The organism is Nitrospira sp. KM1 (genome assembly GCF_011405515.1).
GTDB lineage: Bacteria > Nitrospirota > Nitrospiria > Nitrospirales > Nitrospiraceae > Nitrospira_C.
Genome location: NZ_AP022671.1, coordinates 1293375 through 1309032, shown reverse-complemented (window position 1 = coordinate 1309032; position 15658 = coordinate 1293375). Strand labels below are relative to the sequence as shown.

Here is a 15658-nt window from a genome sequence, read left to right as displayed (position 1 = left end):
GGCCATGGAAGTCCTTGTCGGTAAAGAGAGGAGGATCCGTTGAAGCATCTCATTACAGGTGGCTCGGGGTTCGTCGGCGACCTGGTTGCGCGCCGCCTGCGTGCGCGCGGCCATGAGGTCTTGGTGTTGGATGTATGGGAAGACCCGACGCGCCCGAAGGACATTCACTACGTGGAGTGCAGCGTCTTGGATCGTGATGGTGTCGCGCGCGCGATGCGGAACGTTGACGTGGTCCATCACAACGCTGCGCTCGTCGCACAGACCGATGCAGGCCGAAAATATTGGGAAGTCAATGTCGACGGGTCACGCATCGTTGCAGAGGAAGCGGCCAAGGCGGGCGTCCGATGGTTGATCCATACGAGTTCAACGGCTGTATTCGGTATCCCCAACGAAGAACCGCTTACGAACAATACGCCGACGAAACCTGTAGAACCGTATGGGAGGTCCAAGCTTGCGGGTGAGCACGCCGTTGAGGAAATCTGCGCACGGCACAGCATCCCATTGATCACCATCCGCCCCCGCGCGACCCTGGGGGGAGGACGGCTCGGTATTTTCCAGATACTCTTTCAATGGATCATGGAAAATACCAATGTATATGTGATCGGAAATGGAAACATCAAGTTTCAGTTTATCCATGCGGCCGATCTCATGGATTTCTATATGTTGGCGCTTGATGCCAGGAAGCCCGGGACATACAACGTCGGTACGGACCGCTTTGGAACGCTCCGTGGTGATTTGGAAGCCTTGATCGATTATGCAGGCAGCGCTTCCAGAGTCAAGGGATTGCCGCCGGTTCTTGCCATCAACGCGCTTCGGGTACTGTATTGGATGAGGATTTCACCGCTGGTCCCTTGGCACTATCTGACCTATCATAAACCCTGTCATTTTGACGTTCAGCCGCTGCTCGAAATGGGTTGGAAACCCCGCTATTCCAATCTCGATATGCTGAAGGAGAGTTACGACTGGTTTGTGAAGAGTTATCGTGAGGGGAGGCAAGGGCATGGGTCGCCCCATCGGTCTCCTCTCAATCAAGGAGTCTTGTGGTTGGTGAAGCAGCTTGCAGGAAAAGGAAGCAGGCCGGCGAGATAGTTCTCATGGCAGGGCGCTCCCGTCGTTCGGAAGGGATCAACGTATGATGAGTCGGTCGGGGAAAAATGTGCTTGTTGTCGGCGGGGCGCGAGGAATCGGCCGCATCACGGTGGACCTGCTTCTCGCTCAAAGCGAACATGTATTGATTGCTGATCGAGACGAACGGGAACTCGGCAAATGCCGGACCGAATGGGGCGAGAAAGGCCTTACCTTTCGCATGGACCTGACCGATAAAGGCGAGGTAAGCCGTACTCTCGATTGGGTAAAAGAGCAGGTGGGTGCGCTGGATGTCGTTGTCGTGACCGCTGCCGTGCACAATACATATCCCGCCGAGTATTTGCCGGACGAAATTATTGATCGCGTTCTGGATGTGAATTTGATTTCGCACATCCGGTTTGTGCGGGACGTCATTCCACTGATTCGTAAGGGGGGACGCATCATTACAGTCAGCTCAGTATCGGCCGGAGTCGGGATTCCCATGGAATCCATCTATTCCGTCTCAAAGGCGGGGCTGGAGCTTTTCTATGAGTGTATGAGCATTGAGTTGTCCTATAAGGATATTCGGTGCGTGATCATTCAACCCGGCAATGTCAACACTGGATTCAATGAGACGGGGAACGACTATAGACCAAAAGGCAATCCATTCATCGACGACCTCTACAGCAAAATCGTCGAGCGAACCAACAGTCGATACGGGATACCGCCGGAGCAGGTTGCTCGCGCAATCGTGAACGCGATCAATAGTAAGAATCCCGGCCTCTGTGTTCTGGTGGGTGGGAATGCCATCAAGGCCCACTGGGCGAAGCGTCTGCTGGGGCGTGATCTTGCCCTGAAGATTTTGAAGAAGATGATGTGCCGATAGTACTGTCCAGAACACCGGCTCTCCCCTCTAAGTCCAACGAGAGTTTTCCATTGGTGATGAAGAATGTCCCACGATACACAGCGTCGAGGATCGTGATCAGGTCAAGGCTGCATCTGTAAAAGGCGCGAGAATCTACAACGGGATCCCCAAATATGTGTGGAATTGCCGGCGCAGTCTATCCGGATAGTGGAGCGGTTGACCAGACGATGGTGCGCCGCATGTGCGCGCGTATTACCCGACGTGGGCCCGATGACGAGGGCTTCTATTTCGGCGATCGGGTCGGTCTCGGCATGAGGCGCCTTGCGATCATCGATGTCGACACAGGAAAACAACCGATCCACAATGAAGATCGATCAGTGTGGGTAGTATTCAACGGGGAAATCTACAATTATCGCGAGCTCCAGGAGGACTTGCAGAAACGTGGGCATCGACTGGCCACCTCCTCGGATACGGAATGTCTGGTTCATCTCTATGAAGAATTCGGAGAAGAATTCGTTACCCATCTGCGGGGCATGTTTGCCTTTGCCATTTGGGATGATCGGCGGAAAAAACTCCTCCTCGGACGAGACCGGCTGGGCATCAAACCTTTCTACTATTGGCTGAAGGGCGGGGCACTATACTTCGGTTCAGAACTCAAGTGCCTGCTTGCGGTGAAGGAGTTCGAACCTCGGATCGATCTGCCCGCGCTCTCCGATTATTTGACGTTCAAGTACGTGCCGGGGCCTCGCACAATTTATGAAGGGATACGGGAACTTCCTCCGGCCCATGTGGGGATGTGGAGTGATGGGACATTTGAGATCAAACGGTATTGGCAATTGAGGCCGGGGCCGGACAGGGTCCGGCCGCTTGAATATTATGCTGAAGGTCTGTTGCATCATTTGGAAGAGGCTGTCCGTCTTCATCTCATCAGCGAGGTGCCGCTCGGCGCTTTCCTCAGCGGGGGGGTCGACTCCAGTGCGATCGTGGGCCTGATGTCGCAAGTGAGCGGTGGCAAGGTCAAGACGTTCACCATCGGCTTCGAAGATGGTGAGGTCGGAGTCGACGAGCGGCCGTTTGCCAGGGCCATTGCAAACCGGTATGGAACGGATCATGCCGAATATCTGTATCACGATCCTCGCAAGCAGATTGAAAGCATGTTGCCGGCCATCGTGCAATCCTTCGACGAACCTTTTGCGGACTCGTCGGCGATTCCTAATTACATGATCTGCGAGGCGGCCAGGAAGTATGTCACGGTCGCCCTATCGGGCACGGGCGGAGACGAACTCTTCGCCGGGTATGAGCGATACAGAGGAGCTTTGGCGGCTGAACGGTATCGAAGGATTCCGAAAGCCCTACGGCAAGGCATTCTAAACCCCATCGTCAATGCGCTTCCCGAAATGAGGGTGGCGGGGCTGTGGATCGATCGCTTGAAACGATTCTCGCAGGGAGCGGATCTCCCTCTCCCACATCGGTATCAGCATTATTTGTCGGCTTTCGATAACCAGGGTAAAGCCCAGATCTTGAGCCAGGATGTACTTCAGTCCCTTCGCGGATCCGGTGACTATCTCACCTCCGCCGCCATGGAACGAGTCCCCCACTGTGATGATCCGCTTGATTGGATGTTGTCGGCCGACATGGCAACCTACTTGCCGGACGATGAGCTGCGAAAAACCGATCGGCTGAGCATGTGGCATTCGCTGGAGGTGCGTGTGCCGTTCCTGGATCATAAGGTCGTCGAGTTTGTCGCCACGATTCCGGCCAAATATAAGCTGCACGGCATCACGAAGAAATATGTGTTGCTCAAATCGCTGGAGGGCATCGTTCCGGCGAACATTCTACGGCGTCGGAAACAAGGCTTCTCGATTCCTTTGAGCCAGTGGCTGCGGGGACCTCTGCGAGGGTTCATGCGCGACTGCTTGGCGGATAAGGCGCTCCAGGAACTTGGACTGTTGAATGAGCGCGGGGTCTCGAAACTGATTCGAGAGCATGAGAGCGGGACGAATAATCACGAGACGAAGCTGTGGGCCCTCCTCATGCTTATGTTGTGGCATCGGCTGTTGCTGAGGAACAGGTCTCGTTCAGAAGGGAATTTCGACCTCTCGTGACACGACACCGCGATATCGCGCTCTTCGATCTGGACCATACGCTCTCTCGAAGCGATAGCTTTTTGTATTACCTCACGGGATTTCTTCTTCATCGGCCCTGGCGTATCGTGAGGTGTCTGCACTTGCCCGGCGTCGTCTTGTTGTTCGGCACCGGACTGATTGACAATGCGAGACTCAAGGAATTGTTTCTGCGCGCCATTCTAGGGGGGATTCGGAAACAAGACCTGTCGTCATGGAATCAGAAGTTCCTGGATTGGTTTTTGCGTCGGCAGATGCGGGCGGAAGGTCTGGCGACATTGAAAGCCCATCGTCAGGCGGGAGATACATTAATCCTGCTTACTGCCAGCCCCGATTGCTATGTGACAGAACTGGGATCCCGATTGGGGTTCGATGAGGTGATCTGTACGCAGGTGGAGTGGAAGGACGATCGGCTATCTGGAAAACTAACAAGTGCGAATATGCGAGGACCGGAAAAGGTAGGGGCCCTTGAAGATATCAGATCTCGATACGGTCACCAGCCGGTTACAGCTTATGCGGATCATCGCTCGGATCTCGCCATGTTGCGTCTGGCGGACCGTGGCGTCTTGGTCAACGGCTCTCCCAAGACCAAAGCGCTCGTACAAAGAGACAAAATTCACACTGTCGTCTGGCGTGATTAATGTGCCCCGCACATTTCTGAGACCATCCGGTCCGCTAGTAACTTCAAGAAGGTGGGGACAATGCACGGTAGATGGTTCGAATGTATTGACGAACAGCGGGCGTATTGCCTGACCTTCATCTGTCTATTCCTGCTTCAACTCTGTCCGGTCTGGTTCACCCCGTACCCGGCAATGCATGACTATCCCAACCACTTCGCTCGAGCCGTGATCATTCATGAGTACAGCAGCAATGAGATGTATCAAGCCACCTATGCGTATGAACCGAATTGGTGGCTGATTCCCAATCTGGCCAGCGATCTGATCGTGCCAGCCCTTATCCATATGGCGGGCGTAGAAACGGCGAGCAGGCTGTTTCTGTCGCTCATCATCCTGGTTTTCAATATGGGAGTTCATCTGCTGGGAGTTGCTATCTATGCCCGTCCTCACTGGCATGCTCCCGTCAGCACCCTGTTTCTTTATAATTTCTTTTGGCCCATGGGGTTGCCGAACTATCTGCTGGGTCTTGGCCTCTTTTTCGTTACATTGGCATTGTGGCTACGGTTCCGGTCTGCATGGACCATGGGGCGTGTTTTTATGATCACGATCCTCGCAGGCGTTTGCTATGTCACGCATTTGTCTGCGTTTGTGTTCCTGGGAGTCTCTATCGCGTGTCTCGCGGGGCTGGATTTGCTCAAAGCGAAGAAGCTCGGAATTCAGCAGATTATCGGGTTTCTGCCGTTAGTGCCGCCGACCCTTATCTATCTCTGGTACAGCTCGGGAATTCTAGAGAAAGCCCCCATGGAATGGTGGCAACCAGTCCTCGTCAAGAAAGTCATGGGATTGTTATATCCATTCTTGACCTATGATTTGATTATCGACGGAGGACTTGGTCTGTCATTCGTTGTATTGATGTTGTTCGCTCTGAAGGTTACCGCCAATCCACTCGTCAGCCGAGAGCTGTTTTTTGTTGGAGGAATACTTTTCGTTCTGTATGCCGTCGCCCCGATGAGCGGCGGGGTTCAATCAACGTACGTGGATCGGCGCATCGTAGTCCCAGCCATCGTTCTGATGTTGTTGGCGCTCAGGATCGATCTATCGAAACGGGTAGGGCGCTATCTCCTGATTGGCTTGTTGTGCGTTTGTGTCGTTCGAGTGGCAGAGGTCTGGTATTACTGGGATCGCATCGGCGAAGAAGTACAAGAACAGGTGCAGATGCTGAAGCAATTACCCGAGGGGGCTAGGCTCTACCCCATGTTTGTTCACGATCCATCATTGACCGGAAGCTGGCTTTGGGACATGCATTTCTTCAATACGGCCCATTACGCAACCATCTATCGACATGCATTCGTTCCGACCCTGTGGGCTGCGCGTGGGGCGTTCCTGATACATCGGCGCTCTTCCGATACAGGTTATGTACAAATTGAGCGGAATATCACCGTGGATCAAGTAAAGTGGGATGTCATATTTTCAAAATATGATTATCTATTGGGATACAAATTGTCTGAACCGCTCAAGGAATTTCTGCTCTCGAAAGGAGATTTCGTGGCTGAGAAGGGTGTAACGATGTTATTCCGTATGAGGAAAGAATAACATCTAGGTGCTCTCTTCAGAGTCGATCGCTTGGGAAACGCAGAGAATGTTGAGTGCAATTTGATTCTTTCCAGGGTCTTCAAACTGAAAAAAAGAAAAATCCTATATGGTTCTCAAGAAATTTGATAATCATGGTGTGACTACAATACGGGAGCGGAACCAGAACATTTCTGTGTCTTTTGGAGGGTCGCTTGACTCGATTAGATAAAACTCATGTAACAAATGTGCAGGCTAAAAGTTTTCCCTTTGATTTTTGGTATGAGTGGTACCAAAAATACTATCGACAAGGTTTGAGATTATATCTGGCAGAACAGGGCGGTAATCTCAACATTACCAGCACAGCAAGATTTCCTGCAGTATTAAGAAGTTTAGCTGCATTTAGGGACTCCTACACAGCAGGACGGTTGCTTGGTCCGTTGGCTCCTCTAAGTAAATCAGTTGCAAATAATGTGGCACGGTTGTTTGGCTCGGATGACAGATCAACAACCCCACTAGTTGGAGAATATCTGTTTCGTCTATCGGACGGAAGAGAATTGAAGGTCTGCATCGACAGCCATGACTCCGGTGAACTTACTAGCTCGGATCTTGCCAAGGTGAACGACATTTACTTTAAAACTAATTATTGGAAGAGAGATTCGTATGATCGGCGTGTCATTCCTCTGTTCAACTGCAATCCGATTGTTATTGAGCACCTGAAACTCTTGCGAGCACTGCGCAATCAGACCCCGACGGTCGACATCACTTTTATTGTTAGAGTTTGGGGAGGGAATAATGAAGTTGAAGGAAGCGAGCACTGTTTGCGGCTGTTGGAGGCTGTCGCCAAATCGAAGAGGAGTAAATTTCTTCTTGCCTATTTAGTCGGAGGAGATATCAAAAGTATGACCACTCGGCTAGAAAAGGCCGGAATCGCCTACACTATGGAGCCAATACCACCTAAACTACTTTGGGAACATACTGCCCGGTCCCGGCTTAGTATTATCAGGTTAGGCATGCATCACTGTGTACCATGGCGTATGTGCGATCAATTGGCACTGGGAAGTTGTACCGTATTAGATCAACACCCCAAGACGCAATGGACTGTTCCATTAGTTGAAGGAGAGCACTACCTATCTCTAAATACATCTACATCTCCTGACCAACCTGTCGCAATGGATACTGAATATCGCCTAATACCGAGTTTGCTGGAAGAATTTCTGGGAAATCCAAAGAAGGTGGTTGCAACTGCAAGAGCATCTCGAAATTATTTTGATGAAATACTTGATCCAAAACAGGTTGGCAGGCAAATTTGTGAAACAGTCTTGAGTTGGTGAATTTTAGAAGCTGATGTAAAAATAGATTTGTCTTGATGCGGAGTCTCTGCTTTGGGAATTCAGATTGAGGAAAGCGTCGCAAAGATTTCAAGGAGAGAATTGATATGGGTACTGGCTTTATTCACTTCGGCTCTCGGAATCAGACTTCTTGCATTGTGGATGTATCCAGACTTCCCATTATCGACTAATGCCACATACGCGTACCTGAGTGGCGCTCAGCTATTGCTTGAAGGAAAAGGGTTCAGCGACCCTTCTTTTTCAGTTCTTACTCCTCCTTTCTACGCCGTGATCATAGCAGCTTGCTCACTGATTTCTGAAAATGCTCAGTTGGCCGTCAAAGTGTTTCAGGTGATTATTGATTCGGCAACTGTTGTACTTATATACCTGATTGTTCGAGAAGTGTTTAGTTTGGCAATCGCGCAGTTTTCTTCGGTAGTTTGGGCTGTTTATCCCTTTGCCATATATACAACGCTTTATATCGGTCCTGAAGCGCATTTTACATTTTTCTTGTGTTCATTTGTATTACTCTTCATCCAGGCCGTCAAATTCAATTCCTATCTATGTTATTGCGCATCTGGCATCGTACTCGGATTGGCGACACTCACGCGTGGAACGACGCAGTTTTTGCCAATACCTCTTGGGTTCCTCCTAATCTTTTTAGCCAAAAATCAAAACGAAATACGTAAGGCTGGCCTCATATTTCTTTTGTCCTTCGTAGTAACGTTGTTGCCGTGGACATTGCGAAACTACATTGTTCTCCAAGAGTTTATTCCCGTCGCGACGTCCGGTGGCATGGTGTTTCTTTATGGATCATCCTCTGATTTCTATACTATAGAAAGTAGGGAGCGAACCTTGCCAGAGTACTTGGATAACCTGAGTAAGACCGGCTTTTTGACGCCAAAACCTGGAGGTGGGCCTAAAGAAAAAGCGAATTTTTTGTTTGAAGCAGGACTTCAGAATTACAGGAATAAGCTTCTTCGCAGTCCTGGCGATATGCCATTCTTCTTGACCGCAAAATTCTTTCGAATGTGGTACTCGACTGAATCTGGAAATAGCCATGGCTTAATTCTAGGAGTAAACCTGATCTTTTACCTTTTTGCAATTTGGGGGATATATGTGATCTATGCGAGGCCTTCGATGTTTATATGGCTGCCGCTTCTGCTGATAGCATACTTCATCATTGTTCATTGGCTCGCGTTGCCGTTATTTCGCTATATGGTTCCCATTATGCCGTACGTGATTGCTATTGCGGGATTGGGGATTGAAGACATTGGCAAGAGATTGAAATGGCTTCCACTAATTACGTATAAAAATCGGTGATGAACTGGCGAACAAATCCAGAATTAATAATGTAAGCAGGTTTTTGTGAAGGATTATAGAAAGTTGGCAAGCAAGCTTGGGAGGGCACTGCGTCCCGCCGACTGGATTAAGAACGCTTTTGTATTGGCCCCATTGTTTTTTTCAGGAGGGGCAAATCAGCCAAGCAAATTATTGCCATCGCTATACGTTGCGATTGCCTTCAGTTTGATGTCCAGTTCCATGTATTTAGTGAATGATATTAACGATCGTGAACATGATCGAATGCATCCGAAGAAACGGTTGAGGCCTATTGCATCAGGCGATCTAAGTATAGGTTTTGCTAGTGTTGTGGCAATTTTACTTTCGTTACTGGCTATTGCGCTTGCGTATTTTTCTCTGGAAGTTGTAGGTACGCTAGCACTTTATGGGGTTATGAATGTCGCCTATAGCTTATGGCTTAAGCATATAGTTATCGTCGATGTATTTAGTATTAGCCTAGGATTTGTTCTTCGAGTATTTGCTGGGGGTTTTGCTATTAATGTAATTCCGTCCTCCTGGCTCATTCTCGCAACGTTTTTGCTTTCGCTTTTTCTGGCTCTGGCAAAACGGCGTCACGAATTATTCTTGATGAGATCGGAGGCCAACGCTCATCGACCCGTCTTAGAGGAATACTCTATTAAGCTTGTCGACGAGTTGATTTCTGTTGTTACTCCTGTGACTTTATTGACCTATATTCTTTACACATTGGACACTGTCACAGTGAGCAGGTTTCATTCCGAGCACTTATATCTTACAAGTCTTTTTGTCATCTTTGGGATATTCCGTTACCTCTATTTAGTGCATCAAAAAGATCTTGGAGGATCCCCAACCGACCTTGTCGTGCAGGACATCCCCGTACTGTTTTCAATCCTTGGATGGATTGTAACATTTGTCCTCATTGTCTACCTCGCGTGAAATTCACCAGTGACGTCTCCCCCGAAAACGACGGCAACGTAAAACTGGAGTAGACTACTGGCTTCAACGGTCCTCGACGAAAGGAGCGGATCGATGAAGCGGTCGAAATTCTCCGAAGAGCAGATCGTCTCGTAAGCTCCCCAGAAATCACGACACTCAGTAGGGAGAACTTTCTGGCACAATACACCACCCTAGCCAGGAGGTTCCCATGCGCCAGTCGAAGTTCACTGAAATGCAGATTGTGTTTATTCTGAAAGAGGCCGATGCCTGCCGCCCCGTCAACGAGATCTGGCGGCACTACGGCATCAGCTCAGCTACTACAAGTGGACAGCGAAGTATGGTGGCCTTGAGGCTTCCGGCGTGAAGCGGCTGAAAGATCTTGAGCACGAGAACAGCCGGCTCAAACGGATGTATGCCGACCTGTCGTTAGAGAATCTGGCGCTGAAGGATGTCATCGCAAAAAAGCTCTAGGGCCTACCGAACGGCGGGAGGTCGTCACGCATCTGGTGACGGTGAACGGTCTCCCGGTTCAGCAGGCCTGTCGCGCCGTGGGATTGAATCGGGCCGCGTACTATCGGCCGCTCGTGGATTGAGCCCGGCGGGATGCGCCAGTGATCGTGGCCTTGACCACGCTGGTGGCGGCCAAGAGTCGGTGGGAAGTGTTGCGATCGGCTCCGGAACCTCGGCCATCCCTGGAACCATAAGCGGCTGTGGCGGGTGTACTGTCAGTTGCGGCTGAATTTACCACGGCGGACCAAGAAGCGGCTGCCGCTTCGGCTGCGCCACTCGTTGGTCGTGGTGCCATAGCCGAATACCACGTGGGCCGTGGACTTCATGCGACACGCTCGATGGCGGCCGCCGGTTTCGGACGCTCAACATCCTCGATGAAGGTGTGCGGGCAGCGCTGGCCATTGAAATCGATACGTCGCTGCCAGCCGAGCGCGTGATCCGGCCACCACTTGCTCCAACACCCGGGCGGGGACGGCCGCAGGCGATTCGGCTCGACAACGGCCCTGAACTCATTGCGGAGCGCTTCATGACCTGGTGTGCCGAACGCGGGATCGAACTGCGGTACATCCAGCCGGGCAAGCCGGATCAGAATGCGTTCATCGAGCGATTCAACCGCACCTATCGCACCGAAGTCCTCAATGCCTATGTGTTCGAGTCACTCGACCAGATCCAGGAGATCACTGCGGCATGGTTGCAGAGTTACAACGAAGAGCGGCCCCATGATGCATTGGCCGGCCTGCCGCCGGCCACGTATCGGGCCAATCTTGAAGCCCGAAGTTCTCCCTTGGCAGTGTCGCCTTGACGGGGGAGTTTACAGTAGTCATGAGTGATTTAATTGCTAAATATCTACGCATCTATTGGACCCTAAGTCCCGTTGGAGAAGCTGGCGGTTGTGCATCGGACGCAGGAGCTGGACTTCCGCTACCGTTCGGTTTGCTGATCCTCGCATGATCGAATCGATGTGAAAATTCTTCAGTTTGAGTAGAATCAAAGGAATCCCACGCGGGGGTGAATTGGAACCATGTCCAAGGTGAAGCCAAATTGACTGTAGAGTAGTCTCCTAGTAATACGCCATCCATCCACCATCTTAAAATTCCATTACGAGAGGAAGTTGAACTGCTTGCTTTTGCGTAAATTTCAATCCTATGCCATTGGCCAAGAGCAATTGTTCCACCTCCTCGGTTAGGGAAAAGGTTATAACTGCCAGGGCAATCTCCGAAACCACTTCCTAGATGACAATTGCTCCAAGGAGTTTCGAGTTGTACTCCAAATGAGTAGGGACCTCCTCTTTCGTTTCCGAACATATACCATACAAGTTGCCCCTGGCCTGGAGGGCCCCAGAGAAAGGCCACCTTATTTTGAAGGTGAGGCCATCCTTGAAACGGATTACTTGGTTTCCACCAAAATCCGACATAGATTTCGTTTGAGTCAGGGAAGTCGTACCACGCATCGCCACCAGCACCAGCGCTGCCTAAAGGACGTCTATATTGCATAACCTTGGATGGACTTCCTGGAGCAGTTGCATCATCAACAATCTGGCCCCACCAGTTGTAGCTCCAGCCTTGACCACCTGTTGTGCTGAATGAGAAGTCTGTGATCAATTGTGAACCTGGTGGCTCATTCGGCCACGCCTGACCTGAGGCGTCCGTATTCCAAACCAGGCCGCCTGCCAGTAAAAAGAATCCTAAGCCATATCCCAATACGAAATTCACATGCTTCATAACCTACAAACTCCCTAATCTGTGTGTTTAGTGCAGCTAAAAAATACTCTTACTTACTTCATTCGACCAACCGCTTTCGTTCCCCTGACTATCATAAGCCGTGATGACAAAGAAATAGGTGGTGCCGAGCTGTAGCCCCGAGGATGTAAAGCTCGTGACATTACCTTGCAGCGTGGCGACAGGCGCGCCATAGCCTCCGGATGATGTCGCGCGATAGACGCGATAGCCGGAAAGATTCTGTTCCTTATTCGCATTCCACTGCAAGATCGCTGTCTGATTTACTGTCTGGTTGGAAGTCACGACCAGGCTGACGGGGATGGTCTGCGGGGTGTTGGTGGCGCCGGAGGCGGTGATGGTGATCGCCGCGTTGTAGGTGCCGGCGGCCAGCCCGCTCTTGTTCACGCTCGCGGTGACGGTAGTGCCGGCCTGCGTGGCCGTGAGCCAATTGGCATTATCGGCGACGCTCCACGTGAGTGTGCCCGTGCCGCTGTTGTGGATCGCAATGTTTTGGGCCGAGGGATTGCTTCCCGAGGTCGTGGTGCTGAAGGCCAGGCTGGCCGGAGTCAGGCTGATGGTAGGCTGACTGGCCGTGTTATTTTGCGCGGCGGCGGTGAGGGTCAAGGTCACCGGGACCTGCAGGGGCGAGTTACTCGCTCCGGCCGCGGTGAGGGTGATCATGGAGGTATGCGTGCCCGCTTTCATACCGGCTGGCTGAACGGTCACGGCAACCGTGCCATTGCCTGTCCCGCCGCCCACGTTTTTGATGACCCAGTTGGAATCGTCCACGACGGTCCAGTTCAGCGCCCCACCGGCCGGACTGCTGATCGCCAGGGTCTGCGTCATGGAGGCCGTACTGCCGGCCGGGGCCGTAAAGCTGAAGCTCGTCGGCGACACCGTCAGAGCGGAGGCGGCTTGCGGGGCGGCGGCAGCGGTGAGGGTCAAGGTCACCGGGATTCGCAGGGGCGAGTTACTCGCTCCGGAAGCGGTGAGGGTGATCATGGAGGTATGCGTGCCCGGTTTCATACCGGCGGGGAGGACGGTCACCGCGACCGTGCCATTACCTGTGCCCTCGCCCACGTTTTTGATGACCCAGTTGGAATCGTCGTAGACGGTCCAGTTCAACGCGCCGCCGGCCGGACTGCTGATCGCCAGGGTCTGCGTCATGGAGGCCGTACTGCCGGCCGGCGCCGTAAAGTTGAAACTCGTGGGCGAAGCCGTCATCGTGGTGGAGGTCGGTTTGTTTGTTTTCATCGAAGAGATTTGCCCGAATGCAATCTCTGGTGCTGATTGAGTCGTCACTAGAGCTGTCACATACAGTATGCATAACAACTGCTTAAAATCGAATCTGACGTGCGACCACACTCTTACCCCCGCAGCCCCGCCTTCCTTACGCATGGTCTAGGTCCTCCAAATTACAAAAAACCCGCTACCGCGCGAAGTCTATTGAGAACAGGCCTGCCGATGGTAACGCTCCCTTCCGTGGCGCTGAGGCTACGGATAGGGTCAAATTTCATTGGCGACCAGGGGGTGCACTAGCAAGAGCGGTGCCCTTAAAGTTATGGTGAATGCAAAATTCAATAGGCATATGAAGTTCCAGCCAACCAGTTGATTGTTATCACTAATACTGACAGACCACTGTGCTTTGAAGGATGCAGACAATTTCCCTTCAAATTGACATTTTCGACAAGAGTGCACGCTCCTGCAGACACCGTTGAAGATTATGGACGTGATGCGGTTTGACAGCCATCGTTATCAGGTGAGTACATTTGGCAATGGGCGCTAGGGTCTGCCAATAATGAGTGGGCGGGACTCGGCTCAGCCTCTAAATCGTGAGTGTGCAGCTGGTGGTTTTGGATATTCGCACAAGATGAGATCACAGTCTTACAATCAGAGCGGATTCTGCCACTGACTTTCGTGTCCGGAGAGAAATTGGATCTCCCACTTATCAGGTCCAGAGTTTTGAAAACATGATCGCACAGCATCACAAGCAAGTGATCGTCGGTTTCCCGTGACTTCGTTGACTGAAATTATCCATTCTGCCATTCTGTGAAAAATCCTCCAGGGGGGAATATGTCAGTCCAGAGAACTCGTCAAAAAAGTGCGGAGCGAAAGATCGCCGTGGTTGGTCTCGGTTATGTCGGTCTTCCAATCGCAGTTGCATTCGGTAAACGTCAGGCAGTGATTGGATTCGACATCAATAAAATAAAGATCGAAGAACTTCAACGGGGAGTGGACCGGACCGGCGAGGTCTCGTCCGACGATCTTAAGAGCTCGAAAGTTCAATACACACACCAGGCCTCGGACCTAAAGGCAGCCGACTTCATCATTGTGGCAGTTCCGACTCCTATTAATGAGGCGCTCCAACCGGATTTGACCGCCCTGCGAAAATCTTCCGAATTGATCGGTGCCAATCTGTCGCCCGGATCCATTGTGGTTTACGAATCCACCGTATATCCGGGGGCGACGGAGGAGGTGTGCCAGCCGATATTGGAGCAGGCATCAGGCCTCAAGTGCGGCGTTGACTTTAAACTCGGGTACTCCCCGGAGCGCATCAATCCGGGCGATAAAGAACATACTCTTGAAAAGATCATCAAGGTCGTATCCGCGCAGGATGAAGAATCCCTGGGAATAGTCGCCGACACCTATGCGTTGGTGGTGAAGGCGGGTATTCACCGCGCATCCAGCATCAGGGTGGCGGAAGCGGCAAAGGTGATTGAGAACACTCAGAGGGACTTGAACATCGCGTTAATGAATGAATTGGCGTTGATCTTTCACCGCCTCGGCATCGACACGAAATCTGTTCTCGATGCGGCCGGGACTAAATGGAATTTCCTCAAGTTTTCTCCCGGGCTGGTCGGAGGACACTGCATCGGCGTCGATCCCTATTATCTGACCAGTAAGGCCGAGTCCGTCGGGTATCACCCCCAGGTTATTCTGGCTGGGCGGCGGATCAACAATGGGATGGGGAAATTCGTGGCCGAGCAAACGATGAAACGCTTGAGTGAGCTCGATCGTCCAGTCAATGACCTCAAGGTGGCGGTCCTCGGGCTCACATTCAAAGAAAATGTTCCTGACCTGCGGAACAGCAAGGTTCCAGACATTATCCACGAATTGAAAGAATATGGAGTGCAGGTTCTCGTCCATGATCCGATAGCCGAACCGGAAGAAGCCGTCGAGGAGTATGGAGTGCATCTCAGCAAGTGGGAAGACTTAAGGGGCGTGGACGGCATCGTGATCGCCGTTGCACACCGTGTGTTTTCCGACATGAAGCCGGAGATGTTGCTCGAATCTCTGCGGAGCTGCAAAGACGGAGTTGTGATTGATGTGAAATGCATGCTTGATCGATCTACGCTCCCCTCAACATTGAAATATTGGAGACTCTGATCCTCTCGCGCGAACGATGTCGTTCTCTTTGGTCCGCTCGATTCCCCGTCGACGTTCAGCGCCGTTCATTCTGAACGTCCCTCTCATGTAAAAAATCCGAATTTCTTTCTCGAATCATAAGAGATGCAGGACAATACGCCTGCATCATAATGTTATTCGCCGTTTGGGGCCGATATGAATATTTGCCTTCCCGTTACACGCTATGAGTAATCATTCT

General features: G+C 51.6%; 11 protein-coding genes and 1 pseudogene. 10 read left to right on the top strand and 2 right to left on the bottom strand.

All coding sequences use genetic code 11. From position 1 onward, the window contains the following. Positions 1-39 precede the first annotated feature (39 nt). The 9 genes and pseudogenes from W02_RS05955 (at position 40) to W02_RS05915 (ending at position 11138) form a co-directional block, all read left to right on the top strand. Complete coding sequence (locus W02_RS05955; protein ID WP_173045720.1) at positions 40-1089, top strand: NAD(P)-dependent oxidoreductase; 1050 nt, start codon at positions 40-42, stop codon at positions 1087-1089. A gap of 43 nt (positions 1090-1132) precedes the next feature. Further along, positions 1133-1951 (top strand): SDR family oxidoreductase, encoded by an 819-nt coding sequence (locus W02_RS05950; RefSeq protein WP_173045718.1) that lies wholly within the window; start codon positions 1133-1135, stop codon positions 1949-1951. A 152-nt stretch (positions 1952-2103) separates the two neighbouring features. Continuing rightward, positions 2104-4035, top strand: a complete 1932-nt coding sequence (gene asnB, locus W02_RS05945; protein ID WP_173045716.1) for an asparagine synthase (glutamine-hydrolyzing) — start codon at positions 2104-2106, stop codon at positions 4033-4035. Continuing rightward, positions 4032-4694: an HAD-IB family hydrolase gene (locus tag W02_RS05940; protein WP_173045714.1), complete on the top strand. Its 663-nt coding sequence runs from the start codon at positions 4032-4034 to the stop codon at positions 4692-4694. The genes asnB and W02_RS05940 overlap by 4 nt, the downstream gene beginning before the upstream one ends. Before the next feature lie 60 nt (positions 4695-4754). Further along, on the top strand, positions 4755-6263 hold the full coding sequence (locus W02_RS05935; protein ID WP_173045712.1) for a hypothetical protein: 1509 nt from the start codon (positions 4755-4757) through the stop codon (positions 6261-6263). Positions 6264-6454: 191 nt separating this feature from the next. Beyond that, positions 6455-7573 (top strand): hypothetical protein, encoded by a 1119-nt coding sequence (locus W02_RS05930; RefSeq protein ID WP_173045710.1) that lies wholly within the window; start codon positions 6455-6457, stop codon positions 7571-7573. Between the two features lie 51 nt (positions 7574-7624). Next, complete coding sequence (locus W02_RS05925; protein ID WP_173045708.1) at positions 7625-8893, top strand: glycosyltransferase family 39 protein; 1269 nt, start codon at positions 7625-7627, stop codon at positions 8891-8893. Between the two features lie 45 nt (positions 8894-8938). Continuing rightward, positions 8939-9826, top strand: coding sequence for a decaprenyl-phosphate phosphoribosyltransferase (locus W02_RS05920; RefSeq protein WP_173045706.1), 888 nt, complete (start codon positions 8939-8941; stop codon positions 9824-9826). Between the two features lie 208 nt (positions 9827-10034). Further along, positions 10035-11138: pseudogene (locus W02_RS05915) on the top strand (IS3 family transposase). Positions 11139-11190: 52 nt separating this feature from the next. Here W02_RS05915 and W02_RS05910 read toward each other — a convergent pair. After that, complete coding sequence (locus W02_RS05910; protein ID WP_173045704.1) at positions 11191-12057, bottom strand: hypothetical protein; 867 nt, start codon at positions 12055-12057, stop codon at positions 11191-11193. Between the two features lie 36 nt (positions 12058-12093). Next, a complete protein-coding gene (locus W02_RS05905) occupies positions 12094-13452 on the bottom strand; it encodes a fibronectin type III domain-containing protein (RefSeq protein ID WP_173045702.1) in 1359 nt (452 codons plus the stop codon). A gap of 675 nt (positions 13453-14127) precedes the next feature. On the opposite strand from W02_RS05905, the gene W02_RS05900 reads away from it, so the two are divergent. Continuing rightward, positions 14128-15441, top strand: coding sequence for a nucleotide sugar dehydrogenase (locus W02_RS05900; RefSeq protein ID WP_173045700.1), 1314 nt, complete (start codon positions 14128-14130; stop codon positions 15439-15441). Positions 15442-15658 lie beyond the last annotated feature (217 nt).

Excerpts from the sequence above, each read along its gene's own strand:
- W02_RS05950 (WP_173045718.1), top strand. The coding sequence starts at position 1,133 with ATGATGAGTCGGTCGGGGAAAAATGTGCTTGTTGTCGGCGGGGCGCGA.
- W02_RS05900 (WP_173045700.1), top strand. The coding sequence starts at position 14,128 with ATGTCAGTCCAGAGAACTCGTCAAAAAAGTGCGGAGCGAAAGATCGCC.
- W02_RS05935 (WP_173045712.1), top strand. The coding sequence starts at position 4,755 with ATGCACGGTAGATGGTTCGAATGTATTGACGAACAGCGGGCGTATTGC.
- asnB (WP_173045716.1), top strand. The coding sequence starts at position 2,104 with ATGTGTGGAATTGCCGGCGCAGTCTATCCGGATAGTGGAGCGGTTGAC.
- W02_RS05910 (WP_173045704.1), bottom strand. The coding sequence starts at position 12,057 with ATGAAGCATGTGAATTTCGTATTGGGATATGGCTTAGGATTCTTTTTA.
- W02_RS05905 (WP_173045702.1), bottom strand. The coding sequence starts at position 13,452 with ATGCGTAAGGAAGGCGGGGCTGCGGGGGTAAGAGTGTGGTCGCACGTC.